Genomic DNA, 25,459 nt, shown 5'->3' on the forward strand with positions numbered 1-25,459 from the left:
GTCCAGCTTCAGCATGGCGGCTGCAGGCCGGAATGGGTGTGGCCAGGATGGCTGCCCGTGGCACCGTTGCTGCCAGGGCGCCGGCCATTGGCGTGGCCGGCCATGGTGACCGCACTGCGGATGGCCTCGATCATGCTGCCGTGTTCGGCCTGGCCGGTGCCGGCAAGGTCGAGCGCGGTGCCATGGTCCACCGAGGTGCGGATAAAGGGCAGCCCCAGCGTGATATTCACGCCGTGGCCGAAGGTGCCGTATTTCAGTGGCGCCAGCCCCTGGTCATGGTACATCGCCAGCACGCAGTCGGCATCGCGCAGGTGGCGCGGCTGGAACAGCGTGTCGGCCGGAAAGGGCCCGCGCGCGTCGATGCCGGCATCTTTTGCCTGCGCCAGCGCGGGCGTGATGATGTCGATCTCTTCGCGGCCCATATGGCCGCTTTCGCCGGCATGCGGGTTCAGGCCCGTGACCAGGATGCGCGGCCGCAAGATGCCGAAGTAGCGGCGCAGGTCGGCATCGATGATCGACAGCGTCTGCACCAGCAGCGGCACGGACAGCGCATCGGGCACCGCGCGCAGCGGCAGGTGGGTGGTGGCCAGCGCCACGCGCAGCATGGCCCCGTCATGCGCGGGCTGCGGGCCGGCCAGCATCATCACCACGCGCGGCACGCGGGCGCTGTCGGCCAGGTATTCGGTATGGCCGGTGAAGGGCACGCCGGCGTCGTTGATGGTGCTCTTCTGCACCGGCGCCGTGATCATTGCGGCATACCGGGGCGCGGCCTTGCCGCGCGCGCGGCAGCCGCGGATGGCGGCATCGAGCAGCTTCAGCACATAGGGGCCGTTGCGCGCGTCGAGCCGCCCGGCCTCGCACGCGACCGCCAGCGGGATGTCCTCGACGATCACGTCGCCGTCGGCAATGCGCCGCTCCCAGGCGTGCGTGGCGCCCAGCGCCGCGGCGCGATCGGCCAGCAGGCGGGCATCGCCCAGCACATGGAAGCGGTATTGGCCGCCGCCGACACCATTGTTGGCGCCCGCCAGCTGCAGCAACGCCCCGATGGTGATATCGGGACCGATGCCGGCGGGTTCTCCGGTCGAGATGGCAAGGGCTAGCGGGTCGGGCATATCAGGTCAGCTCGGGGGGCCGGCGCTTCAGCGCTGCCGGTTTACCCGGTACTCCACGTACGCCTGCGAACGCAGCTGGCGCACCCAGTCATCATAGGCTGCGCGCAGCTTCTGTTCGCGGACTTCGGCACGGGCGAAGTCGCGCTGCTTCTCGGGCGACATCTCGGTCTCGCGCCGGTTGAGCACCTGGATCAGGTGCACGCCGAACTGCGTGACCACCGGCTCCGAGATCTCGTTCGGGCGCAGGCGGCTCATGGCCTGCTCGAACTCGGGCACCAGCTCGCCCGGCGACACCCAGCCGAGGTCGCCGCCGTTCTGCGCCGAGCCGTCCTGCGAGAAGCGCTTGGCCGCGTCGGCAAAATCGCCGCCGTGGGTGATGCGGTCGCGCAGCGTGCCGAGCTGGCGGCGCGCCTCGGCCTCGGGCATGTTGGGGCCGGTGCGGATCAGGATGTGGCGCACCTGGGTCTGGGTGATCTTCGAGGCCGCGGCCGGGCTGGATGCCGGCGCCGCGCGCCTGGCCACCAGCTTGACCACATGGAAGCCCGCGGCGCTTTCCACCACCTGCGGCGCCACGCCGCCAGCCTGCAGGTCGACCACGGCGTTGGCGAACTGTGCCGGCAGGCGGCCGATCTCGCGGAAGCCCATCGCGCCGCCCTGGGCCGCCTCGGCGCCCTCGGAGTTGGCCTGCGCCAGCTGCGCGAAGTCGGCACCGCCCTGGGCCTGCTTGAGCAGCCCTTCGGCCTTGGCGCGCTGCGCCTGCTTCTGTGCGTCCGAGGCATTCTCGGGCACACGCACGAGGATCTGCGCCACGTTGTACTCGGCGGGGCCGCTGGCGGCGCCCTGGCCGCCGCGGGCCGCCAGGTAGTTGTCGATCTCGCCGTCGTAGACCTGCACCTTGGAATCGACCTCGCGCTCGCGCAGGCGGATCACCTGCACCTGCTTGCGCAGTTCCTCGCGGTACTTGGTCCAGGTCATGCCGCTGGCCTCGACGCGGCGGCGCAGCTCGGCCGCATTCAGCCGGTTCTGCTGCGCCACCGATTCGATGGCGCGGTCGATTTCCTGGTCGGTCACGCGGATGCCGGCTTCCTGTGCGGCCTGGGTCTGCACGCGCTCCATCACCAGGCGCTCGAGCACCTCGCCCAGCAGGTCGGCGCGCGCAGGCACCGGGCGGCCGGCGGCACGCAGCTGGCCTTCGATTTCGTCGGCACGGTCGAGCAGCTCACGCCGCGTGATCACGCTGTTGTTGACGACCGCGACCACTTCGTCGACCAGTTGCGAACGCTTCTGGCCGCCGGCCTGCGGCACGCCCAGCTTGGGCTGGCTCGACGGCGCCGCGACGTCAGACGCCTGCGGCACGAAGATGCCGCTGGAGCGCGGGGCCGTCCCGGGCGCCTTGAGTTGCGCGGCAGCCGGCACCGTCATGGCGGCCAGCACGGCCGGCAGCAGCAAGCGGTGCCAGGACGTCAGGAGAAAGGAAAACACGGCGAATTCTTGACGTTTCATCGTAATCCGTCATTCATAGTGATCGAACTGGGTCGTCGGCACCGGCTTGGCCGACACGGGCTCATAGCCGGGCACGTTCAGGCGCAGGATATTCAACGGGTTGGAACCGATCTTGGAAAGGCCACGGAGCTCCACCTGCAGGAAGACCCGCCCGGTGTAGCCATTCGTGGTGTTGCGGAAGCGCTGGTAGACCACGCGGCCAACCCAGCAGTCGGCGGCGTACTCGACGCCGGCCAGCGCATCGACCATCTGGCTTGCGGTCAGGTCGAAGGCAAAGCGTGCGATGCCGTAGGCACGGCGCGTGATCGGCCACTGGCTTGACACCTCGAACTGGTCGATCGCGGTGTTGTCGGTCACCGAGGTCGGGCGGCGGTAGCGGTAGCCTGCGTTAATCACCTTGCGCGACTCGGGCCGGTAAGAGAGCGCCACGTTGCCGTAGTTGATCCGGTCGCTGTCCGGGTTGTACTGCACGCCCGCGTCCAGGTAGTAGCCGCGGAACATCTGGATGGTGGTGGCCGCCAGCAGGTCCGAGAAACCCGCCTTGGGATCCGCCAGCGTGCCGTTGATCTGCACGCGCTGGCCGGTGAAGTCGTAGCGCTGCGCGATGGTGCCGCGGAAGCGCTCGATCCCGGTGTCGGCCTCGATCAGGCGCGTGGTCACGCCACCGGTCAGCTTGTTGTTGTCGGCGACGCGGTCGTAGCCGGTGAACGGGTTCTCGCTGAAGATCTGCCCGTAGCCGAAGTCGGACTGCACCGTGTCGAACAGCGGGAACTGGCTCTGGTCGCGGAACGGGGTGTACACGTAGAACAGGCGCGGCTCCAGCGTCTGCACATAGTTCACGCCGAACAGGCGGCTGACAGTCGGTGCCTCGCGCTCGAACGTCATGCCCGAGTCCAGGCTCATGGTCGGCAGCACGCGTGAGAAATTATTCTGCACCGTAGGCGTGTTGGAGGCCGCCTCCATCTGGTACTGGGTCGCGTTGAAGGTGACCTTCGGCGTCACGTACCAGCCCGCCCGCACGATCGGGTAGCTGATGCTCGGCTGGATATACATGCGCTCGCCCTGCGGCTGCTGGAAGCCCGTGGACGTCAGCGGAATGCGGAAGCGCGTGTAGTCCGCTTCCACCTGCACGTCGAAGCCGCCCAGGTCATAGCGGATGTACTTGCCGTTGAGCTGCGGCACGCGCTCGTACGACGGCTCGCTTGGGCGCAGCGTCTGGAACTTCTGCACCCGAGCCAGGAACGTGAAATCCTGCCAGTTATAGGTAACGCCGCCTTCCTGCGTGTACTGGCGCAACGTTGATTGCGCAACGCTGCGGTTGAAGTCGTCCGGGTACTGGTCGTCCGATACCCGGTTCACATTCAGGTAGGCATTGAGACCCTTGGCCAGGTTCTGGTTATGCTGGATCGAGTAGGCCCAGCGGTTCGAATTGGTCTTCTTGTCGTCCGGCAGGAACTCGGCGCGCAGGCGCCCGTTGTAGCCCTGGCCAAGGTAACGGTACTCGCCGCCGAGCTGCAGGCCGCGCTCCGTCATCAGCCGCGGATAGATGGTCAGGTCGCGGTTCGGCGCAATGTTGACGTAGTACGGCGTGGTCAGGTCGAAGCCCGAACGCGAGCCGTAGCCCATCAGCGGCGGCAGGAAACCGCTGCGGCGGTCGTCGTTCAGCGGAAAGCTGAACGCCGGCGCCGCCGCGATCGGCACGCCGAAGAAGTTCAGCACGCCGCCGTAGGCCACGCCCACCTGGCGGTCGTTGTCCAGGTCGATCCGGTTCGCGCTGAAATACCAGTCGGCGTTGTCCGGCGAACAGGTGGTGTATGACGCGTGCCTGGCGGTGCTGCGGTCCTTGTCCAGGAAGTCGATGCGCTCGGCCTTGCCCGAGCCGCCGGTCTGCTGGAAATAATAGTCCGGCGACAGCATGTAGCCTTCGTTGGCCTCGACTTTCATCCGCGCCTCGGGGCCGACCGCCAGCGTGCCGCTGCGCGACATGCGCACATTGCCCTGCGCAAAGGCTTCGTCGGTGTCCTGGTCGTAGGTCAGCTTGTCGCCCTTGATCGCACCGCCGTCACGGCGCAGCTCGGCATGGCCTTCCAGCTCGACGCCACGCTCGCTGTAGCCGGTCATGCGGTCGGCCTCGATAAAGGTCGGGGCGCCGGAGCCGGCGTCAGACTGTTTGCCGGGTTCGGCAAGCCGCGGCACCAGTTCGCCGGATTCCATGGGAAGCGGCGGCGCTTTCGGCACGGCTTCGAACACCGGCTCGACCTGGTCGAGATCGGGGATCGCCGAACCGGACATCTGCGCGTGTGCGCCGGCCGACAGGCTGGCCATGGCCAGCACCAGCGGCCGCAGCGCGCCCGCGTGCAGGCCGCCGGCGCGCCTGGCTCGGGCAGGAACGCTGGTTGGGGCAGGCGAAGGCAAGGCCCTGTTGTTCGGTGATCGTTGTTGTTCGGTCATTCGCACGGGTTGTCAGTCTCGGCGTCGGCTGCGGCCCGCCTGCAAGCCGCCAGCCCCCGCCGGAGCAGGCTGCGGGGCAGCGAATGGCCCCTCCCGGGGGCCACCCGGCGCCCGGGTCTGGTCGGGTATTATACGGGGCAACCTAGGGTCCCCTTCCCGCTTACTTTCGGTTTCATTTCCACTCTGCGCCCGTTCCCCACACGTATCTGTATGGCAGCTCTCCCCCACGACCCGCGCCTGGACCAGCTCAAGGCCTGGGTATCCGGACTTGGCCCGGCATGGTCCGCCGATCCCGATTCCTGCGCCCCCGCCTCGGCCGACGCCAGCTTCCGGCGCTATTTCCGCGTCAGCACCGGCCATCCGGCGCATCCCACCACCATCGTGATGGACGCGCCGCCGGCGCACGAGGACTGCCGCCCGTTCATCCATGTGTGCGGGCTGTTCGGCGCGGCCGGCGTGACCGTGCCGACCGTGCTGGCGCAGGACCTGGAGCAGGGTTTCCTGCTGCTGGCCGACCTTGGCAACCAGACCTACCTGTCGCGGCTCGATGATTCCACCGCCCACGGCATGTACGCCGACGCGGCCGCCGCGCTGGTCCGCATCCAGGCCGCCACCCGCCCCGGCGAGCTGCCGGCCTACGACCGCGCGCTGCTGCAGCGCGAGCTCGACCTGTTCCCGCAGTGGTACGTGGCCAGGCACCTGGGCGCCACCCTGACCGAGGCCCAGCAGGCTGACCTGCACGAAGTGACTGAAACGCTACTCGCCAATATTCTTGCGCAGCCGCAGGTCTACGTGCACCGCGATTTCCACTCGCGCAACCTGATGGTGCTCGACGGCGGCGCCAATCCGGGCGTGCTCGACTTCCAGGACGCGGTGATCGGCCCGATCACCTACGACGCGGTCTCGCTGTGGCGCGACGCGTATATCGAATGGGACGAGGAGCAGCAGCTGGACTGGCTGATCCGCTACTGGGAGCGCGCGCGCAAGGCCGGCCTGCCGGTCAACGCCGACTTTGGCGCGTTCTATCGCGATTTCGAGTGGATGGGCCTGCAGCGCCACCTCAAGGTGCTGGGCATCTTCGCCCGCCTGTACCACCGCGACGGCAAGGACGGCTACCTGGCCAACCTGCCGCTGGTGATGAAGTACACCCGCCAGGTGGCCGGCCGCTACACCGAACTGCGCAAGCTGATCCGGCTGCTGGACGCGCTCGAAGGCGTGGCCAGCCCGGCCGGCTACACGTTCTGACGCCGTGCCCGACCACGAGCCGGTTCTGCCCGACAACCACGCGCCCGCCATCACCGCCGCCGGCGAATGGCTGGCCGGCGCGCGCGCGCTCGCGCCGATGCTGCTGGGCGTGGTGCCGTTCGGCCTGATCTACGGCGTGCTGGCCGTCGGCGCCGGCATGCCGGCGTGGCTGGCCTGCGCGATGAGCGTGGTTGTGTTCGGCGGCGCCTCGCAGATGATCCTGACCCAGTTGTGGACCGCCGGCACCCCGGCAGTGGTGATCACGCTGACGGTGGCCATGGTCAACCTGCGCCACGCGCTGTATTCCGCCACCATCGCGCCCACGCTCGCGCACCTGCCGCGGCGCTGGAAGGCGCTGATCGCCTACCTGCTGACCGACGAAGCCTTTGCCGCGATGACGCACCGGCTGGGCGATAGTGGCCCGCGCGCCCGCTACCGCCACTGGTACTACTTCGGCGGCGGCTTCGCCCTGTGGGCCAGCTGGCAGCTGTCGACGCTGGCCGGCGTACTGGTCGGCGCCCAGGTGCCGCGCGACTGGCCGCTGGATTTCTTCCTGCCGCTGACCTTCATCGGCATCATCGTGCCGGGCCTGAAGCACCGCTCGCACGTGGCCGCGGCGCTGGCCGCCAGCGTGCTGGCGGTGGCCTGCTACAGCCTGCCGCACAAGCTCGGGCTGATGGTGGCGGCGCTCGGCGGCATTGCCGTGGGCATGCTGGTGCTGGGCCGCAACCGCCCCGGGCAACGCCCGGCCAGCCGTGGCACCGATGCCACGCCAGGCGGATCGGCTGGCAAGGAGGCCGCATGAGTGCGATGACCCTGCTGTGGGTCTTCCTTGCCGCGGGCCTGGCAACCTTCCTGATCCGCCTGTCGTTCATCGCCGTGGAAGGCCGCGTGCGGCTGCCGTCGTGGTTCCGCACCGCGCTGCAGTTCGTGCCGGCAGCGATGCTGTCGGCGCTGATCGCCCCTGACCTGCTGATGCAGCATGGCGAGCTTGCCCTCACCCCCGCCAACGCGCGGCTGGTGGCCGGCGTGGTGGCCATCCTGATCGCCGCTCGAACCCGCAGCGTGGGCTGGACCATCGCCGGTGGCATGGCCGCGCTGCTTGCCCTGGAGGCTCTCTTCTGATGAAGGCCATGATCTTCGCCGCCGGCCGCGGCGACCGCATGCGTCCGTTGACCGATACCTGCCCCAAGCCGCTGCTGGCGGTGGGCGGCAAGCCGCTGATCGTCTGGAAGATCGAGGCGCTGGCGCGTGCCGGCCTGCGCGACATCGTCATCAACCATGCCTGGCTGGGCGGACAGATCGAAGCCGCGCTGGGAGACGGCAGCCGTTTCGGCGTGCGGCTGGCCTATTCTGCCGAGCGCACTGCGCTGGAAACCGCCGGCGGCATAGCACAGGCCCTGCCGCTGCTGTCCGCGCACCCGGAGCGCGGCGAGATCTTCCTGGCCGTGTCGGGCGACATTTTCTGCGACTACGACTTCCGCAGGCTGTTGCCTCGCGCGCACGACATGGCCGGCGCGCCCGCCCCGCGCATGCACCTGGTGATGGTGCCCAACCCGGATTTTCACCCGAACGGCGACTTCACCTTGGAACCGAACGGCCTGCTGACGCTCGACGGGACACTGGCCAACGGTGGCGAACGGCTGACATTCGGCAATATCGGCCTGTACGACACGCGCCTCTTCACCGCCATCGAACCTGGCACCAAAATGCCGATGACACCCTACTACTGGGAGGCTATCGAGGCCGGCGCCGCTACCGGCGAACGCTTCGACGGACGCTGGGAGAACGTGGGCACGCCGGCGCAGCTGGCCGAGCTGGATGCGGCGCTTGCGGCAGCAGCACCTGTGGCGGCGCACGGGCGCTAAGTCGACTGACTGGGCAGGCCCCGGAAGATCCCGCGGCCAGCAAGGCGCCAGCGGCGGTAGAATCGGCCTGATCCTCCTCATCCCAGGCCCTACCATGTCCGCACCCGACAACGCCCTCCTCGCCGCCTGCCGCGACCGCCGCGCCCGTGTGCTGCAGCACCTGCGCGCCGGCGGCGGCGGCGTGGCGATCCTGCCCACGGCGCCGGAAGCCATGCGCAACCGCGACAGCGACTACCCGTACCGGCACGACAGCTATTTCTATTACCTGAGCGGCTTTACCGAGCCCGAGGCCGTGCTGGTGCTGGTGGCCGGCGCGCCGGGCGACCCCGCCGATGCCGACCGCAGCATCCTGTTCTGCCGCCCCAAGCATGAAGAGCGCGAGATCTGGGACGGTTTCCGTTTCGGCCCGGACGGCGCGCGCGCCGCCTTTGGCTTCGATGAAGCGCATTCGGTCGAAGAGATCGACGCCGCGCTGCCGCCGCTGCTGGCCAACCGCGCGCAGATTGCCTACCCGCTGGCCGACTCGACCCGCACCGACGTGCAGATGCGACGCTGGATGGACGCCGTGCGCGTGCAGGGCCGCGCCGGGGTGGCCGCGCCGTCGGTTGCGCTCGACATCCGCACCCTGCTCGATGAAATGCGCCTGTTCAAGGATGCGGGTGAACTGGCCACCATGCGCCGCGCGGCGCAGATCTCCGCCGGGGCCCATGTGCGGGCCATGCAGGCCACCCGCGCCGGGCTGCGTGAATACCACCTGGAAGCAGAACTGCTCTATGAATTCCGCCGCCATGGCGCACAGAGCGTGGCCTATAACTCGATCGTCGCGGCCGGCCCCAACGCCTGCGTGCTGCACTACCGCGCCGGCCCCGCCGAACTGCGGGACGGCGACCTCTGCCTGATCGATGCCGGCTGCGAGTTCGACGGCTACGCCTCGGACATCACCCGCACCTTCCCGGTCTCGGGCCGCTTCTCGCCGGCGCAACGAGAGCTGTACGACCTGGTGGTGGCCGCGCAGGACGCCGCCATTGCCGAGACCCGCGCCGGCGTGCCCTACAACGTGCCGCACGACGCCGCCGTGCGCGTGCTGGCACAGGGCATGCTCGATACCGGCCTGCTCGACCGCAACAAGGAGGGCACGCTCGACGACGTGCTGGCCAGCGGCAGCTACCGCCGCTTCTACATGCACCGCACCGGCCACTGGCTTGGCATGGATGTCCATGACGTGGGCGAATACCGCGTGGCCAGCCACGGCGGCGAAGGCGAGCGTCCGTGGCGGCCGCTGCAGCCGGGCATGGTGCTGACCATCGAGCCCGGCATCTATGTGCGCCCGGCCGAGGACGTGCCCGAGCGCTACTGGCATATCGGCATCCGCATCGAGGACGACGCCGTGGTCACCGACGGCGACTGCGAGCTGATCACGCGCGGCGTGCCGGTGCTGGCCGACGAGATCGAGGCGCTGATGCGCGATAACGCGAGCGCTGCCGGAGGTCTGCGATGATCGGCTGGCTGCGCAGGATCTTTCCGGGCCAGGCCCGCAGCGGCAGCAATGCTGGCAGCACCCGCCGGCCCGATCCGTCCGAACCCTTCATCATCAACCTGTACGACGACCGCGTGGTGGTGCACCGCCCCGACGGCCAGCGCGAGGAAGTCGCCTGGGACGCGCTCGAGCGCGTGGTGGTGCGGGTGTCCAACCGCGCGCCCTGGGCCGGCACGGCCTGGCTGATCCTGATCGGCACGCCCGATTCGGGCCAGGGCTGCGTGGTGCCGCTCGATGCCGCCAACCATGCGGCACTGGTGGAGCGGCTGCGCGCGCTGCCGGGCTTCAACCACCAGAAGCTCGAGAACGCGCTGCGCGACGCCGCGGCGGGAAAGTCGCGCTCGGATGCGATCTGCTGGAAGCGGGGCACGGAAGCACAACCGCGGGCGGATGGGGACCATGCTGGAGGCAACGACGATGCCGGCCGTGCCGCCTGATTTCCACGGCCTGCGCGACATCGCCATCGTCGGCGGCGGCCCGGTCGGGCTGGCGCTGGCCTGCCAGCTGCTGCGCACTACCGACTGGCGCCTGACACTGGTCGATGCCGCCACGCCTGCGCGCGCCGCGCGCGATCCGCGCGCGATCGCGCTGTCGCATGGCAGCCGCCAGATGCTGGAGCAGATCGGCGCCTGGCCGGTGCCCGGCAGCCCGATCGAGCACATCCATGTCTCGCAGCGCGGCCGCTTCGGCCATGTCCGGCTGCACCATGACGACTATGGCGTGCCGGCGCTCGGCTACGTGGTGCGCTACGGCGACTTGTGCGAGGCACTGGAGCGCGCGCTCGCCCATGCCGCGCAGGCGGCGGGCGAAGGCCGGCTGCAGCGCGTGTTCGAGACCCGCATCGACCAGATCGGGCAGGATCCCGCGCCGCGCGCCGCGGACGACCCTGATGCCGGCACCGTGCAACTGGCCGGCACCGGTCACGACGGCCAGGTGGCGCACTTGTCCGCGCGCCTGGTGGTGCAGGCCGAGGGCGGGCTGTTCCACCAGCAGGCCGCCCACCAGGGCCGCGGCGCGCGCACGCGCGACTACCGCCAGACCGCGGTGATCGCCCATGTGACCTGCTCGCGCCCGCAGCCGGGCTGGGCCTGGGAGCGCTTTACCGAGGAAGGCCCGCTGGCGCTGCTGCCGCATGAGGAGCACGGCGTGCCGGGCTATGCGCTGGTGTGGTGCTGCCCGCCGGACCAGGCGGCACGGCGCATCGCGCTGCCGGAAGCCGAGTTCGCCGCGGAACTGGGCCGAGCCTTTGGCGACCGCATGGGCCATTTCACGCTGGCCGGCAAGCGCCATGCCTTCCCGCTCGGCCTGAATGCTGCACCGGTGACCGTCAACGGCCGCGTGGCGGCGGTCGGCAATGCCGCGCAAACGCTGCACCCGGTGGCCGGACAGGGGCTCAACCTGGGCCTGCGCGACGCCTTCGCGCTGGCCGATTCGCTGCGCAGCGCCTGCACGCCGCAGGCGCTGCAAGCCTTCGCCAGCCGCCACCGGCTTGACCGCGCCGTCACCATCGGCGTGACCGACCTGCTGCCGCGCGTGTTCGGCATCGCCTACCCGCTGGCCGCGCACGCGCGGGGCGCGTCGCTGGCCGCGCTGGCCTGCCTGCCGCCGCTGCGGCATGCGCTGGCGCGCCACATGATGTTCGGGATGCGGCGCTGACCTCAGCCAGTGGCGCAAGCGCCACGCGCGTGGCGGCGTTTGCGCCACGGCCCCCTGCCCGGATGCGCTCCGGATGCTCAAATCTTGGGCAATGGCGACGGTTTGGCGGTAGAATCCTGCCCTCGCACATGTCCCGATCCAACGCCGGCAGCAGTTTCGGCAGGGGCATGTTTTTCCGTTTCGTCTTCCGTCTCAGAGCAGGCTGTCCCGATCCCTTCCCTGGCGCCATCCGCGCCGCGAGGGCGCTACGGTCACCGGGACGGCCTCTCAGAACCGCCGCCCAACCGTGCAGATCGGACCTCACCAACTCCGCAACAACCTGTTTGTCGCCCCGATGGCCGGCGTGACGGACCGGCCCTTCCGCCAGTTGTGCAAGCAGCTCGGCGCGGGCTATGCAGTGTCGGAAATGGTGGCGTCCAATGCACAGCTGTGGAAGAGCGAGAAGACCATGCGCCGCGCCAACCATGCCGGCGAGGTCGAGCCCATCGCGGTGCAGATCGCCGGCGCCGAGCCGTCGATGATGGCCGAGGCGGCGCGCTACAACGTGGACCGCGGCGCGCAGATCATCGACATCAACATGGGCTGCCCGGCCAAGAAGGTGTGCAACGTCGCCGCCGGTTCGGCCCTGTTGCAGAACGAGCCGCTGGTGGTGCGCATCGTCCAGGCCGTGGTCGGCGCCGTGGGCGACCGGGTGCCGGTCACGCTGAAGATCCGCACCGGCTGGGACCGCGAGAACCGCAATGCGCTGCGCATCGCGCGCATGGTCGAGGACGCGGGCATCAGCATGCTGACCATCCACGGCCGCACCCGCGCCGACCTGTACCACGGCGACGCCGAGTACGAGACCATTGCCGCGGTCAAGGCAGCGGTCTCGATCCCGGTGGTCGCCAACGGCGACATCACCACGCCGCAGAAGGCAAAGCAAGTGCTGGCGCTGACCGGCGCGGACGCGATCATGATCGGCCGCGCGGCACAGGGCCGGCCCTGGCTGTTCCGTGAGATCGAGCACTTCCTGAAGACCGGCGAGATGCTGCCGTCGCCGGAAGTGGCCGAGATCCGCGCCATCATGAATGCGCACCTGGAAGACCACTACGCCTTCTATGGCGAATTCACCGGCGTGCGCACCGCGCGCAAGCATATTGCCTGGTACACGCGCGGGCTGCGCGGCGCCAACCTGTTCCGCCACCGCATGAACACGCTGGAGAGCACCGCCGGGCAACTGGCGGCGGTCAATGCGTTCTTCGACGAGCAGGCGCAGATCTCTGACCGGCTGGTGTACGTGGACGACGCAGCACAAGACCAAGACGAAGCGAACAACAACAAAAACGGGGAGTTGCTTGCCGCATGAGCCGCAACGCTATCGACCAGTGCATCCGGGAAAGCCTGGATACGTACTTTCGCGACCTGGACGGCGAAGAGCCGTCCAATATGTACAACATGGTGCTCGAGGCGGTCGAACGGCCGCTGCTGGAAGCCGTGATGGTGCGCGCCGAGCGCAACCAGTCGCTGGCGGCCGCCTACCTGGGCATCAATCGCAATACGCTGCGCAAGAAGCTGCAGCAGCACGGTTTACTTTGAATTTGAAGCGTCTCCCACAGCCATGATCAAGCAAGCCCTACTCTCCGTTTCCGACAAGACCGGCATCGTCGATTTCGCGCGCGAACTGAACGCGCTCGGCGTCACGCTGCTTTCCACCGGCGGCACCGCCAAGCTGCTGGCCGACAGCGGCCTGCCCGTGACGGAGGTGGCCGACTACACCGGCTTCCCGGAAATGCTCGACGGCCGCGTCAAGACGCTGCACCCGAAGGTGCACGGCGGCATCCTGGCGCGCCGCGACCTGCCCGAGCACATGGCCGCGCTGGCCGAGCACGACATCCCGACGATCGACCTGCTGGTGGTGAACCTGTACCCGTTCCAGCAGACCGTGGCCAAGGATGACTGCACCCTGCCCGACGCGATCGAGAACATCGACATCGGCGGCCCGACCATGCTGCGTTCGGCGGCCAAGAACCATCGCGACGTGACCGTGATCGTCGACCCGGCCGACTACGCCGTGGTGCTCGATGAAATGCGCGCCAACGCCAACAGCGTCGGCTATGACACCAATTTCCGCCTGGCCACCAAGGTGTTCGCGCACACCGCGCAGTACGACGGCGCCATCACCAACTACCTGACCAGCCTGGGTGCCGACAAGTCGCACCAGGCCCGCAGTGCGTACCCGCAGACGCTGAACCTGGCCTTCGACAAGGTGCAGGAAATGCGCTACGGCGAGAACCCGCACCAGTCCGCCGCGTTCTACCGCGACCTGAAGGCCGTGGACGGCGCGCTGGCCAACTACGTGCAGCTGCAGGGCAAGGAACTGTCGTACAACAACATCGCCGACGCCGACGCGGCCTGGGAATGCGTCAAGTCGTTCGACGCCGCCAACGGCGCCGCCTGCGTCATCATCAAGCACGCCAACCCGTGCGGCGTGGCGCTGGGCGCGAATGCGCTGGAAGCCTATGACAAGGCCTTCAAGACCGACTCGACCTCGGCCTTCGGCGGCATCATCGCCTTCAACGTCGAGCTGGACGAGACCGCCGCGCAGGCCGTGGCCAAGCAGTTCGTCGAAGTGCTGATCGCCCCGTCGTTCAGCGCCGGCGCGCGTGCCGTGTTCGCGGCCAAGCAGAACGTGCGCCTGCTGGAGATCCCGCTGGGCAAGGGCATCAACCAGTTTGACTTCAAGCGTGTCGGCGGCGGCCTGCTGGTGCAGAGCCCGGACGCCAGGAACGTGCAGCCGTCCGAACTGCGCGTGGTGACGCGCCGCCACCCGACCCCGAAGGAAATGGACGACCTGATGTTCGCCTGGCGCGTGGCCAAGTTCGTCAAGTCCAACGCCATCGTGTTCTGCGGCGGCGGCATGACGCTGGGCGTGGGCGCGGGCCAGATGAGCCGCGTGGATTCGGCCCGCATCGCCAGCATCAAGGCGCAGAACGCCGGCCTGACGCTGGCCGGCTCGGCAGTGGCCTCGGACGCGTTCTTCCCGTTCCGTGACGGCCTGGACGTGGTGGTCGACGCGGGCGCGACCTGCGTGATCCAGCCGGGCGGCTCGATGCGCGACGACGAAGTGATCGCCGCCGCCGACGAGCGCGGCATCGCCATGGTGGTGACCGGCACGCGCCACTTCCGCCACTAAGCACTGGCAGGCTTGCGGTCTTGCCTGGCAAGACCGCCGGCTCCCGAAGCGGTTTCGTTCTCCTGCAAGGGAAAGCGAAACCGCTTTTTGCATTAGGTGCCGGCGCAAAAAGCAATACACTAGCGACGGCATCCAACCTACCCAGCCCATGCGAATCTTAGGCATCGACCCCGGCCTGCGCACCACCGGCTTCGGCGTGATCGAGAAGCACGGCAACAAGCTTGCCTACGTGGCCTCGGGCACGATCAAGAGCGACGGCAATTCAACGCTGCCGGAACGGCTGAAGACGCTCTACGACGGCATCAGCGAAGTGTCGCGCACCTACGCACCCGACTGCGCGGCGATCGAGAAGGTCTTCGTCAACGTCAACCCGCAGTCCACGCTGCTGCTCGGCCAGGCCCGCGGCGCGGCGATCTGCGGGCTGGTGGGCTATGGCTTGCCGGTGTTCGAATACACCGCGCTGCAGCTGAAGGTGGCGGTGGTCGGCTATGGCCGCGCCAACAAGGCGCAGGTGCAGGAAATGGTGACGCGGCTGCTGATGCTGCCCGGCCAGCCCGGCAGCGATGCGGCCGATGCGCTCGGCGTGGCGATCTGCCATGCCAACGGCGGCGATACCCTGGGCACGCTGGCGGGCCTGGCGCCCGACCTGGTGCGCAAAGGCATGCGCGTGCGGCGCGGGCGGCTGGTCGGCTGAGCGCACTGGCGGATGGCGCTTGCCGCGCCCGCTTTCCTATCTTTTACAATCGGGCCTTGGTCTCACCACAGGAACGCTGCATGCCTAGCCAGTCCCGATTGAGCGCGCCGCGCTGGCGCGCCGCCGGCCTCTTCCCGGTTCTTGCCTTCCGGCGATGGCTGTTCCCGGCCGCTGCCGCCGCGGCCTGCGCCATGCTGGTCGCCGGCTGCGCCACCGCGCCGCGCCCGAAGCCCGCCTCCCCGGCGCCAGCGCCCACGCCAAGCGCCCCGCCTCCGGCGGCCTCCGCCGCCCAGCCCAGGCCGCTGGTGATCGCCCACCGCGGCGCCAGCGCGCTGCGCCCCGAACATACGCTTGCCGCCTACGCCAAGGCCATCGAAGACGGCGCTGACGCCATCGAGCCCGACCTGGTCATGACACGCGACGGCGTGCTGGTAGCGCGCCACGAGAACGACATCACCGGCACCACCAACGTGGCCGAACTGCCGCAGTTTGCCGAGCGCAAGCGCACCAAGGTGATCGACGGCGAGCGCCTGACCGGCTGGTTCACCGAAGACTTCACGCTGGCCGAGCTCAAGACGCTGCGCGCGCGTGAGCGCATCCCGCGCCTGCGCCCGAACAATGCGCGCCTGAACGACCAGTTCGAGGTGCCGACCTTCGACGAGATCGTGCGCCTGGCCGAGCAGGCCGCACTGCGCACCGGCAAACCCATCGGCATCTACGCGGAACTGAAGCACCCGAGCTACTTCCGCGGCATCGGGCTGCCGCTCGAGGACAAGCTGGTGGCCGCGCTGCGGGCACAACCCTACCTGCGCAACGCACCCGTGTTTATCCAGTGTTTCGAGACCGGCAGCCTGCGCGCGCTGCGGCGCACGCTTGGCAGCGGGCTGCCCAACGTGAAGCTGGTGCAGCTCATCGGCAACCCGCGCAAGGGCCCGGCCGACTGGAAGCTGGCGGGCGACGGCCGCACCTTCGGCGACATGCTGGGCGCGACCGGCCTGCGCGAGGTGGCGGCCTATGCCGACGGCATCGGCCCCGAGAAGAGCAGCGTGGTGCCGCGCGATGCGCAGGGCGCGCTGGCTGCGCCGACGCCGGTGGTGCGCCAGGCGCATGCTGCCGGGCTGTTCGTCCATCCCTACACCTTCCGTCCGGAAAACAGCTTCCTGCCCAAGGCGCTGCAGACCGGCGGCGACGAAGCCACGCGCAGCCCGTCCGGCATGGAGCGGGAGGTGCAGGCCTTTATCGCGGCCGGCATCGACGGCTTCTTCACCGACGACCCGGCGCTGGGCCGACGCGCGGTGGATACGCCGGCGCGCTGACCCGGCCGGGCGGCCGCTGGGCTACACTTGCGGCCGCCTCCTCCCTGACACCCCACCTTCCATTCCCTCCTCCGCATCATGATCGGACGCATCGCCGGCACCCTTATCGAGAAGAATCCCCCGCACCTGCTGGTCGATTGCCACGGCGTCGGCTACGAGGTGGACGTGCCGATGAGCACCTTCTACAACCTGCCCGCGGTGGGCCAGCCGGTGACGCTGCTGACGCAGCTGATCGTGCGCGAGGACGCGCACCTGCTGTACGGCTTCGGCACCGCATCGGAACGCAACACCTTTCGCGAGCTGATCAAGATCACCGGCATCGGCGCGCGCATGGCGCTGGCGGTGCTGTCGGGCATGTCGGTCCCCGAGCTGGCGCAGGCCATCACGCTGCAGGAAGCCGGCCGCCTCACGCGCATTCCCGGCATCGGCAAGAAGACCGCCGAGCGGCTGCTGCTGGAGCTCAAGGGCAAGCTGGGCGCGGAGCTGGGCCATGCGCCGGGCACGCCGGCGGTGCCGGACAGCGCCGTCGACGTGCTCAATGCGCTGCTGGCGCTGGGCTACTCGGAGAAGGAAGCCGCCGCCGCGATCAAGCAGGTGCCGGCGGGGACCGGCGTGTCGGATGGCATCAAGCTGGCGCTCAAGGCATTGTCCAAGGCTTGAGACCTGCATAGGCGCGTAGAATGGCGGATTGTTGCCGCTGTCCGGGCCCCTGACCACCATGATCGAAACTGACAAGCTTGCCGCCCCCGCCCGCGTGATTGCCGCCACCCCCGCCTCGTCGCACGAGGAGGCATTCGAGCGCGCGCTGCGGCCCAAGCTGCTGGACGAGTATGTCGGCCAGGAAAAGGTGCGCGGGCAGCTCGATATCTTCATGCACGCCGCGCGCAACCGGCGCGAGGCGCTGGACCACGTGCTGCTGTTCGGCCCGCCGGGCCTGGGCAAGACCACGCTGGCCCACATCATCGCGCGCGAGATGGGGGTCAACCTGCGCCAGACCTCGGGCCCCGTGCTGGAGCGCCCGGGCGACCTGGCCGCGCTGCTGACCAACCTGGAAGCCAACGACGTGCTGTTCATCGACGAGATCCACCGGCTCTCGCCGGTCGTTGAGGAAATCCTGTACCCGGCGCTCGAGGACTACCAGATCGACATCATGATCGGCGAAGGCCCGGCGGCGCGCTCGGTCAAGCTCGACCTGCAGCCGTTCACGCTGGTGGGCGCCACCACGCGTGCCGGCATGCTGACCAACCCGCTGCGCGACCGCTTCGGCATCGTGGCGCGGCTGGAGTTCTATACCGCCGAGGAACTGGCCCGCATTGTCACGCGCTCGGCGCAGCTGCTGCATGCCCGCATCGACCCGCAGGGCGCGCTGGAGATCGCCCGGCGCGCGCGCGGCACGCCCCGTATCGCCAACCGGCTGCTGCGCCGGGTGCGCGACTATGCCGAGGTCAAGGGTGATGGAAACATCACTCGCGGCATGGCCGACGCGGCGCTGGCCATGCTGGACGTGGACAGCGTCGGCTTCGACCTGATGGACCGCAAGCTGCTGGAAGCCGTGCTGCACAAGTTCGGCGGCGGCCCGGTGGGCGTGGACAACCTGGCCGCGGCCATCGGTGAGGAGCGCGACACCATCGAGGACGTGCTCGAGCCCTACCTGATCCAGCAAGGTTACCTGCAGCGCACTCCGCGCGGGCGCGTGGCCACGGCTGCCGCCTACCGGCATTTCGGCCTGGCCAACCCGCAAGGCAGCGGTGCGACCGAGCTGCTCGGCGATGCCTGACAGCACGCTGCAGCGCAGCAATAACGCCTTGGCAGGGCCCCGGCGCAGCACCAATTAAATGTTTTAATTTCGCGCTCCAAATTTTTTCGAAGTGGATTGCTGGCCCGTGGCCGATTGTCCACAATGGCTTTATCGGCACCGGCCCGGTGCTGCGATGGCCGTGCCCCGCCAGGCACGGCACCTTCACAAATACGTCAAGGAAAGCCAATGATTCGCCATTCGTCCAGCCTGCTCGCCGCAGCCCTCGCCGCCACCGCGTTCGCCGCCGGCAGTGCCAACGCCCAGCGCCCGCCGGCGCCGGTCGGCGTGGCCGAAGAAGCGGTCATCAGCGGCAAAATCGTCGATATCGATCCCGAATCCAAGGCCGTGCTGGTCCAGGGCCCGCGCGGCAACGTGGTCGAACTGGTGGCTGGCGACGAAGCCCGCAACTTTGGCCAGATCCGCAAGGGCGACATCCTCACCGTGGCGCGTGGCGCCGCGCTGGTCGCCGCGCTTGAGCCGGTCGACAGCAAGGCCACCGCACTGGCCGAATCGGTCGACCGAACCACGCGCGCCGCCGAGGGCGGCAAGCCCGGCATCATGCGCGAGATCACCACCACGGTGACCGCACAGATCACCAAGGTCGACCCGGCCAAGCGCCTGATCACCTTCCGCGGTCCGCGCGAGACGCTGCGCACCGTGAAAGTGCAGGACCCGGCCATCGACCTGAACGGCATCAAGCAGGGCCAGATGGCCAAGATCGTCTACCGTGAAGTCGTGGCCATTACGGTCAAGGCACCCGCGGCAGCCGCAGCCAACTGAGCCACTGAGCCAGACGCGGTACTTTTCCCATCAGGAGGTTACCTATGAATCGTCGCCACTTTGTTACCCGGGTTGCCGGATCGGGCCTGCTCGTCGCCACGGTGATGGCTGCGGGCTGCACCACTACCGGCACCAGCGCCTCGAAGGACCCGGTCGCCAAGAAGCAGGAAATCGATGCAGGGGTGGACGGAGCGCTGAACCGGCTGTTCTCCGCCAACGCCAGCGCACGCGACCTGGCGCAGCGTGCGCAAGGGGTCCTGGTGTTCCCGCGTGTCATCTCGGCCGGCCTGGTGGTAGGCGGCGAGTACGGCGAGGGTGCGCTGCGATCGAAGGGCGCGACGGTCGGCTACTACAGCACGACGCAGGCCTCGGTCGGGCTGACCGCCGGCGGGCAGTCCAAGGCCGTCATCATCATGTTCATGACCCCGGAGGCCTACAGCAAGTTTGTTTCCAGCAAGGGCTGGACCGCCGGCGCCGATGCCAACGTGGCGGTGGCCAAGATCGGCGCGGACGGCAGGCTCGACACCCTGACCAGCCAGCAGCCGGTGATTGCCTTCGTGCAGACCAATGCCGGCCTGATGTTCGACGTTTCGGTGAACGGCTCCAAGATCAGCAAGCTGGATATCTGACGCGGCCACCCGGCTGCGCCGCTCCACCTGAAGTTCCCGGCTTCGGCCGGGAATTTTCATTTCAGGCGGCCGCAGCAACGCTTGCGCACGCCGCGGCAGGCGCGGCGGAATCCGGGGCGCGCTGGCATAATCGCGCCCAAAACACCGCGCGCCAGCGCGTCCGACCGGGAGCCCCCATGTCCGCCGTCCCCGCCAGCACGACCCAACCGGGCCGCGTCTACCGCTACTATGACTTCGTCATGGTGGCATTCGTCACCGTGCTGCTGTGTTCGAACCTGATCGGCGCGGCCAAGGCGGCGCAGATGACGCTGCCCGTGATCGGCACGGTGACCTTTGGCGCGGGCGTGCTGTTCTTCCCGATTTCGTACATCTTCGGCGACGTGCTGACCGAGGTCTACGGCTATGGCCGTGACCGGCGCGTGGTCTGGGCCGGCTTTGCCGCGCTGGCGTTCGCCACCTTCATGAGCCTGGTGGTGCTGAACATGCCGGTCGCGCCCTTCATGGCGGACTACCAGAAAAGCCTGCAGGACGTGTTCGGCAACACCTGGCGGATTGCGCTCGGCTCGCTGATCGCCTTCTGCTGCGGCAGCTTCACCAACAGCTACGTGCTGGCCAAGATGAAGCTGCGGACCTCGGGGCGGTGGCTGTGGACGCGCACGATCGGCTCCACGCTGGCCGGGGAGCTGGTCGACTCGTCGCTGTTCTACGTGATCGCCTTCTACGGCATCTGGCCGCTGGAGAAGGTGATCCAGGTGGCGGTGGCGCAGTACGTGCTGAAGACCGGCTGGGAAGTGGTGATGACACCGGTGACGTACAAGGTGGTGGGGTTCCTGAAGCGGGCCGAGAACGAGGATTATTTTGATCGCAATACCGACTTCACCCCGTTCCGCGTCCGCGTGTAGCGCTACGGTACGCGACGGTCCACCTCGTCCAGCGCCAGGTTTTCCAGGTGGCTGACATCGCCCCACTGCGCCAGCGTCAGGTGGGTGCTGTCGCTGCGTAGCCGGTTGACGCTGGCATTGAGCAGTTCATGCTGGCGCGGCGCTTCCAGCGTCATGCCGGTGGCCTCGCGGTACAGGCAGTCGAGCACGCCGCCGTGCGCCACCAGCGCGATGCGCTCGCCGGGATGCCGGCGCGACAGCGCCAGCACCACCTCGACCGCGCGCTCATGGAAGCCCAGCAGCGACTCGCCTTCAGGCGGCGCGTAATCCGGCACGCGCGCCTGCCAGCGGGCGAAATCTTCGGGCAGGTGCTCGGCCACTTCGGCGTAGGTCTTGCCCTGCAGCGTGCCGTAGCTGCGCTCGCGCAGGCGCGCATCGGGGCGTACCTGCAGCCCCAGCACCTCGGCCAGCGGCGCAGCGGTTTCCATCGCACGCGACAGGTCGCTGGCATAGACCGCATCGATCGGCTCGCCCGCCAGCGCAGTGGCCAGCGCGCGCGCCTGGGCGCGGCCGGTCTCGTTCAGGGGAATGTCGAGCTGGCCCTGCAGCCGGCGCTCCCGGTTCCAGGCCGTTTCGCCGTGGCGGATCACGATCAGGTGGGTATAGGCCAGCGAATGCGGCCCGGGGCTTTGCGACATGCCGTTTCCTTCGGGATTTCCTTGAGGCCGGCGCCGCGCGGCTGGCGCGGCGCCGGCCAGGCGTTATTTCGCCAGCTTCGGGTTTAGCGTATAGGTGCCGGTGAGGCTGGCCTGCGCCAGCACATGGCCCTGGATCGCCTCGCGCACTTGCGCGCCGGTGAAGGTGCCATCCAGCGGCAGCCGGTCGATGTCCAGCGCATACAGCGTGAACACGTAGTGGTGCAGCAGCGTGTCGTTCCACGGGGGGCACGGGCCGTCATAGCCGTAGTAGTCGCCCTTCATGTCGGCATCGCCGGCGAACCAGCCGGTGTAGTCGTTGATGCCGTGGCGCAGGCCGCCCGCGGTGGCGGTGCCGCCGGTGGCTTCGGGGCCCGGCTTGCCGCGCGCGATCACGCCGTCGCTGTGCGAGCCCGCCGCGATCGAGGTAAGGCCCGGCGGGATGTCGACCAGCACCCAGTGGAAGAAGTCCACGCGCGGCAGCGAGGCCGGCACTTCGCGGCCCTCCTGGTTGACATCGTCGCCCTTGCTGGGGACGTCGCGGTCGTGGCAGATCAGCACGAACGAGCGCGTCTCGGCCGGGGCGTCTTCCCAGTGCAGGTCGGGATTGCGGTTGTTCGACAGGGCCACGTGGGCGGCGGCGTCGGGCACGCAGAAGGCGAACTCGCCGGGAATCGGCGCGTTGTCGTTGAAGGACTTGCTCCAGAGTTTCATTTGTCTCTCCTGTCTTGGTGCCGCGCCGGGGCGCGGCAGCTTCGAATCTGTTCAGGCCGGCGGCACCCGCAGCCAGAAGGTGACCGGGCCGTCGTTGACCAGGCTGACCTGCATCATCGCGCCGAACTCGCCGGTCTGCACCTGCGGATGGGCGGCGCGCGCCTGTGCCACGAAATGCTCGTACAGGCGCCGGCCGTCCTCGGGCGAGGCAGCGGGCGTGAAGCTCGGCCGCGTGCCGCTGTTGGTATCGGCCGCCAGCGTGAACTGCGACACCACCAGCAGCCCGCCGGCGTTGCCGTTGCCGTCCATGTTCTGCACCGGCAGGTTCATCTTGCCGGCCGCATCGGAAAACACCCGGTACGACAGCATCTTGGCCAGCAGCCGCTCGGCCTGCGCCTCGGTGTCGCCGCGCTCGGCGCAGACCAGCGCCAGCAGGCCGGCGCCGATTTCACCGGTGGTGCGGCCTTCGACCGTGACGCGGGCCTGGGCCACCCGCTGGATCAGCGCTATCATCCCGGCCGCCTCAGGCCAGCGTCACGCGCGCGAAGCGGCGCTTGCCGACCTGCACGACATAAGTGCCGGCGGCCACCTTGGTGGCCTTGTCGCTGACCGTGGCGCCGTCGATCTTGACGCCGCCCTGCTCGATATTGCGGTTGGCTTCCGAGGTGGACGGCACCAGGTTGGCCTGCTTGAGCAGCTGCGCGATGCCCAGCGGCGCGCCGGTCAGGCTGACCGCCGGGATATCGTCCGGCACGCCGCCGCGGGCGCGATGGTTGAAGTCTTCCAGCGCCTTCTCGGCATCGGCCTGGCTGTGGAAGCGCGCCACGATCTCCTGCGCCAGCAGCACCTTGCAGTCGCGCGGATTGCGGCCCCCCGCGATTTCCTGCTTCATCAGGTCGATCTCGGCCAGCGGGCGGAACGACAGCAGCGTGTAGTACTGCCACATCAGGTCGTCCGAGATGCTCATCAGCTTGCCGAACATCTCGTTGGGCGCCTCGGTCACACCGATGTAGTTGCCCTTGGACTTGGACATCTTCTCGACGCCGTCCAGGCCCACCAGCAGCGGCATGGTCAGGATGCACTGCGGCTCCTGGCCGTATTCCTTCTGCAGCTCGCGCCCGACCAGCAGGTTGAACTTCTGGTCGGTGCCGCCGAGCTCCAAGTCTGACTTGAGCGCGACCGAGTCATAGCCCTGCATCAGCGGGTAGAGGAACTCATGCACTGAAATCGGAATCCCGGAGCGGAAGCGCTTGGTGAAGTCGTCGCGCTCCATCATGCGCGCCACGGTGTACTTGGCCGCCAGCTGGATCATGCCGCGCGCGCCCAGAGGATCGCACCACTCGCTGTTGTAGCGGATCTCGGTGCGGGCCGGGTCCAGCACCAGGCTGGCCTGGCGGTAGTAGGTCTGGGCGTTGGCCTCGATCTGCTCGCGCGTAAGCGGCGGGCGCGTGCTGTTGCGGCCCGACGGATCGCCGATGGTCGAGGTGAAGTCGCCGATCAGGAAGATCACCTGGTGGCCGAGGTCCTGCAGCTGGCGCAGCTTGTTCAGCACCACGGTATGGCCGATATGGATGTCGGGCGCGGTCGGATCCAGGCCCAGCTTGATGCGCAGCGGCACGCCGGTGGCCTCGCTGCGCGCCAGCTTCTGCGCCCATTCGGATTCGATCAGCAGTTCGTCGCAGCCTCGCTTGGAGACTTCCAGAGCCTGCATCACCGACGGCGTCAGGGGGTATTTGGCCGTGGGGCCCGTGGCAACTTCAGTCATGACGTAAGTCTTTGAAATACTTGAAATTTTAGGAAATTTCCTGACAGCCGCCAGGGCTGGATTTTGGTATAATCCGCGATTCCCGGCGCCTACGGAAGCCTTTCCAGTGCGCTACCCGCCACTTTGTGCAGCAATGCAGGCGGCCAAATAACAGTGAAGAGCCCGCGCCGCACCTCGGGGGAGGAAGGCAGACGAGACACATCGTCCCCGGCAGCGGTGCTCAGACCAAGGTTGAATTTTACGTGATGTGGTCCAGACTCCGCGAAGTTTTCGCGCGTGAGCTGGTGGTTCTCGTCGATCCGACCAACCCCCAGCACGCGCGGCGGCGCAAACAACTGACGGCCTCGGTGGGCGCAATCTTCACGCTCGGCATGGCCGCGGCGATGGGCGTTGCGCCGCGCAGCGCCTTTGACGATCCGCTCGCACCGCGCACGCAGCAGGCGCTGCGCATGCCCGACGTGCGCGAGCAACTTGAACAGCTTACCGACAACCAGGCCGTCTACGTGCGTGAAGAGCGCATGCAGCGCGGCGACACCATCGCCAGCCTGCTCAAGCGGCTGGGCGTGGACGATGCCGACGCGCAGGCGTTCATCGTCAAGAACCCGACCGCGCGCGGCCTGTTCAACCTGAACCCCGGCCAGGCGGTGCAGGCGGAGATCGACGACAGCAACACGCTGGTGTCGCTGCAGGCCAACCTGGGCGGCGACGCAGCGGCCTCGCGCGAGCTGGTGATCGAGCGCGTGCGCGCGGCCAGCGACGACACCGCCGCCACCTACAAGGCCAAGGTGCAGCGCGTCGACAACGACGTGCACTACGAGATGGCCTCGGGCGCGATTTCCGCAGGCGGCTTCTTCAAGGCCATGGACGCGGCCAACGTGCCCGACGAAGTCGTGCAGCAGATGCTGTCCATCTTCTCCGGCGTGATCGACTTCCACCACGACATCGCCAACGGCGACCGCTTCCGCATCATCTATGAAGCGGGCTTTCGCGACGGCACCTTTGTGCGCAACGGCCGCGTGGTCGCATTGGAGCTGATCAACCGCAACCAGCTGCACCAGGCGCTGTGGTTCGCGCCCGAAGACAGCAAGGACGGCGGCGCCTACTACACCTTCGACGGGCGCAGCATGAAGCGGCCGTTCCTGCGTTCGCCGGTGGAATTCTCGCGCGTGTCGTCGGGCTTCGGCGGCCGCGAGCATCCGCTGCATCATGACTGGGCGCAGCACAAGGGCGTGGACTTCGCCGCCCCGACCGGCACCAAGGTGCTGGCCACCGGCGACGGCGTGGTCGAGTTCGTGGGCCAGCAGAACGGCTACGGCAATATCGTCATCCTGAACCACGCCAACGGCTACTCGACCTACTATGCGCACCTGTCCGGCTTTGCCGGCATGCGCCAGGGCCAGCCGGTGCGCCAGGGCCAGCTGATCGGCTATGTCGGCTCGACCGGCTGGGCCACCGGCCCGCACCTGCACTATGAGTTCCGCTTCAACGACGTGCCGCAGAACCCGCTGACCATCACGCTGATGGAATCGCCGACGCTGACCGGCAAGTCGCGACAGGAATTCCTGACCTACACCAGCGGGCTGCTCAGCCGCATCAATGCGCTGCGCACCTACAACGTGCTGACCGCCTCCAACTGACCG

Annotated in this window: 25 protein-coding genes; 18 read left to right on the plus strand and 7 right to left on the minus strand. The window is 68.5% G+C overall.

The features are described 5' to 3' along the window. Positions 1-8: 8 nt before the first annotated feature. From pdxA to ACW4E8_RS02875, 3 genes are read right to left on the minus strand one after another with little or no spacing between them, the layout of a single operon-like run. Complete coding sequence (gene pdxA, locus ACW4E8_RS02865; RefSeq protein WP_456803139.1) at positions 9-1,112, minus strand: 4-hydroxythreonine-4-phosphate dehydrogenase PdxA; 1,104 nt, start codon at positions 1,110-1,112, stop codon at positions 9-11. A 27-nt stretch (positions 1,113-1,139) separates the two neighbouring features. Continuing rightward, positions 1,140-2,615, minus strand: a complete 1,476-nt coding sequence (locus ACW4E8_RS02870; RefSeq protein ID WP_456803140.1) for a peptidylprolyl isomerase — start codon at positions 2,613-2,615, stop codon at positions 1,140-1,142. 9 nt (positions 2,616-2,624) lie between these two features. Further along, positions 2,625-5,066, minus strand: coding sequence for an LPS-assembly protein LptD (locus tag ACW4E8_RS02875; protein ID WP_456803141.1), 2,442 nt, complete (start codon positions 5,064-5,066; stop codon positions 2,625-2,627). A 210-nt stretch (positions 5,067-5,276) separates the two neighbouring features. Between ACW4E8_RS02875 and ACW4E8_RS02880 the strand changes: the two genes are divergently transcribed. The 17 genes from ACW4E8_RS02880 (at position 5,277) to ACW4E8_RS02960 (ending at position 20,666) form a co-directional block, all read left to right on the plus strand. Next, positions 5,277-6,311, plus strand: a complete 1,035-nt coding sequence (locus tag ACW4E8_RS02880) for an aminoglycoside phosphotransferase family protein (RefSeq protein WP_456803142.1) — start codon at positions 5,277-5,279, stop codon at positions 6,309-6,311. A gap of 4 nt (positions 6,312-6,315) precedes the next feature. Continuing rightward, a complete protein-coding gene (locus ACW4E8_RS02885) occupies positions 6,316-7,116 on the plus strand; it encodes an AzlC family ABC transporter permease (RefSeq protein WP_456803143.1) in 801 nt (266 codons plus the stop codon). Continuing rightward, positions 7,113-7,436 carry an AzlD domain-containing protein gene (locus tag ACW4E8_RS02890; RefSeq protein WP_010813881.1) on the plus strand — a complete coding sequence of 108 codons (324 nt, stop codon included), beginning with the start codon at positions 7,113-7,115 and terminating at the stop codon, positions 7,434-7,436. Before ACW4E8_RS02885 ends, ACW4E8_RS02890 begins: the two co-directional genes overlap by 4 nt. Next, entirely contained in the window at positions 7,436-8,179 is a 744-nt protein-coding gene (murU, locus tag ACW4E8_RS02895) for an N-acetylmuramate alpha-1-phosphate uridylyltransferase MurU (RefSeq protein ID WP_456803144.1), read from the plus strand. Before ACW4E8_RS02890 ends, murU begins: the two co-directional genes overlap by 1 nt. A gap of 94 nt (positions 8,180-8,273) precedes the next feature. Further along, positions 8,274-9,677, plus strand: coding sequence for an aminopeptidase P N-terminal domain-containing protein (locus ACW4E8_RS02900; RefSeq protein WP_456803145.1), 1,404 nt, complete (start codon positions 8,274-8,276; stop codon positions 9,675-9,677). Further along, positions 9,674-10,153, plus strand: a complete 480-nt coding sequence (locus ACW4E8_RS02905) for a hypothetical protein (protein ID WP_456803146.1) — start codon at positions 9,674-9,676, stop codon at positions 10,151-10,153. The genes ACW4E8_RS02900 and ACW4E8_RS02905 overlap by 4 nt, the downstream gene beginning before the upstream one ends. Then, entirely contained in the window at positions 10,134-11,372 is a 1,239-nt protein-coding gene (locus tag ACW4E8_RS02910) for a UbiH/UbiF/VisC/COQ6 family ubiquinone biosynthesis hydroxylase (protein WP_456803403.1), read from the plus strand. Before ACW4E8_RS02905 ends, ACW4E8_RS02910 begins: the two co-directional genes overlap by 20 nt. Positions 11,373-11,658: 286 nt before the next feature. After that, positions 11,659-12,720 (plus strand): tRNA dihydrouridine synthase DusB, encoded by a 1,062-nt coding sequence (gene dusB / locus ACW4E8_RS02915; protein ID WP_456803147.1) that lies wholly within the window; start codon positions 11,659-11,661, stop codon positions 12,718-12,720. Then, positions 12,717-12,950, plus strand: coding sequence for a Fis family transcriptional regulator (locus ACW4E8_RS02920; protein ID WP_010813887.1), 234 nt, complete (start codon positions 12,717-12,719; stop codon positions 12,948-12,950). Before dusB ends, ACW4E8_RS02920 begins: the two co-directional genes overlap by 4 nt. Positions 12,951-12,972: 22 nt before the next feature. After that, positions 12,973-14,547, plus strand: a complete 1,575-nt coding sequence (gene purH / locus ACW4E8_RS02925; protein ID WP_456803148.1) for a bifunctional phosphoribosylaminoimidazolecarboxamide formyltransferase/IMP cyclohydrolase — start codon at positions 12,973-12,975, stop codon at positions 14,545-14,547. Between the two features lie 148 nt (positions 14,548-14,695). Continuing rightward, positions 14,696-15,241 (plus strand): crossover junction endodeoxyribonuclease RuvC, encoded by a 546-nt coding sequence (ruvC, locus tag ACW4E8_RS02930; protein WP_078195302.1) that lies wholly within the window; start codon positions 14,696-14,698, stop codon positions 15,239-15,241. An 80-nt stretch (positions 15,242-15,321) separates the two neighbouring features. Continuing rightward, positions 15,322-16,557 (plus strand): glycerophosphodiester phosphodiesterase, encoded by a 1,236-nt coding sequence (locus ACW4E8_RS02935; RefSeq protein ID WP_456803149.1) that lies wholly within the window; start codon positions 15,322-15,324, stop codon positions 16,555-16,557. Between the two features lie 78 nt (positions 16,558-16,635). Then, positions 16,636-17,217 carry a Holliday junction branch migration protein RuvA gene (ruvA, locus tag ACW4E8_RS02940; protein ID WP_456803150.1) on the plus strand — a complete coding sequence of 194 codons (582 nt, stop codon included), beginning with the start codon at positions 16,636-16,638 and terminating at the stop codon, positions 17,215-17,217. Positions 17,218-17,275: 58 nt separating this feature from the next. Next, positions 17,276-18,334: a Holliday junction branch migration DNA helicase RuvB gene (gene ruvB, locus ACW4E8_RS02945; RefSeq protein ID WP_456803151.1), complete on the plus strand. Its 1,059-nt coding sequence runs from the start codon at positions 17,276-17,278 to the stop codon at positions 18,332-18,334. Positions 18,335-18,541: 207 nt separating this feature from the next. Continuing rightward, the gene (locus ACW4E8_RS02950; protein WP_010813893.1) at positions 18,542-19,135 is read left to right on the plus strand and encodes a hypothetical protein; all 594 of its coding nucleotides are present in this window, start codon (positions 18,542-18,544) and stop codon (positions 19,133-19,135) included. A 44-nt stretch (positions 19,136-19,179) separates the two neighbouring features. Beyond that, positions 19,180-19,764: a BPSL1445 family SYLF domain-containing lipoprotein gene (locus tag ACW4E8_RS02955; protein WP_456803152.1), complete on the plus strand. Its 585-nt coding sequence runs from the start codon at positions 19,180-19,182 to the stop codon at positions 19,762-19,764. Between the two features lie 176 nt (positions 19,765-19,940). Continuing rightward, positions 19,941-20,666, plus strand: coding sequence for a queuosine precursor transporter (locus tag ACW4E8_RS02960; protein WP_456803153.1), 726 nt, complete (start codon positions 19,941-19,943; stop codon positions 20,664-20,666). A 2-nt stretch (positions 20,667-20,668) separates the two neighbouring features. Here the strand turns inward: ACW4E8_RS02960 and ACW4E8_RS02965 are convergent, their stop codons facing one another. From ACW4E8_RS02965 to tyrS, 4 genes are all read right to left on the minus strand, one after another. Then, the gene (locus ACW4E8_RS02965) at positions 20,669-21,343 is read right to left on the minus strand and encodes a histidine phosphatase family protein (RefSeq protein ID WP_035824657.1); all 675 of its coding nucleotides are present in this window, start codon (positions 21,341-21,343) and stop codon (positions 20,669-20,671) included. Between the two features lie 63 nt (positions 21,344-21,406). Further along, a complete protein-coding gene (locus ACW4E8_RS02970) occupies positions 21,407-22,054 on the minus strand; it encodes a YbhB/YbcL family Raf kinase inhibitor-like protein (RefSeq protein WP_456803154.1) in 648 nt (215 codons plus the stop codon). 51 nt (positions 22,055-22,105) lie between these two features. After that, a complete protein-coding gene (dtd, locus tag ACW4E8_RS02975) occupies positions 22,106-22,567 on the minus strand; it encodes a D-aminoacyl-tRNA deacylase (protein WP_010813898.1) in 462 nt (153 codons plus the stop codon). Positions 22,568-22,577: 10 nt separating this feature from the next. After that, positions 22,578-23,819: a tyrosine--tRNA ligase gene (gene tyrS, locus ACW4E8_RS02980; RefSeq protein WP_456803155.1), complete on the minus strand. Its 1,242-nt coding sequence runs from the start codon at positions 23,817-23,819 to the stop codon at positions 22,578-22,580. A 245-nt stretch (positions 23,820-24,064) separates the two neighbouring features. Here tyrS and ACW4E8_RS02985 point away from each other — a divergent pair, with 245 nt between their 5' ends. Beyond that, on the plus strand, positions 24,065-25,456 hold the full coding sequence (locus ACW4E8_RS02985) for a M23 family metallopeptidase (protein ID WP_456803156.1): 1,392 nt from the start codon (positions 24,065-24,067) through the stop codon (positions 25,454-25,456). Positions 25,457-25,459 lie beyond the last annotated feature (3 nt).

Source organism: Cupriavidus sp. CP313 (genome assembly GCF_054072015.1).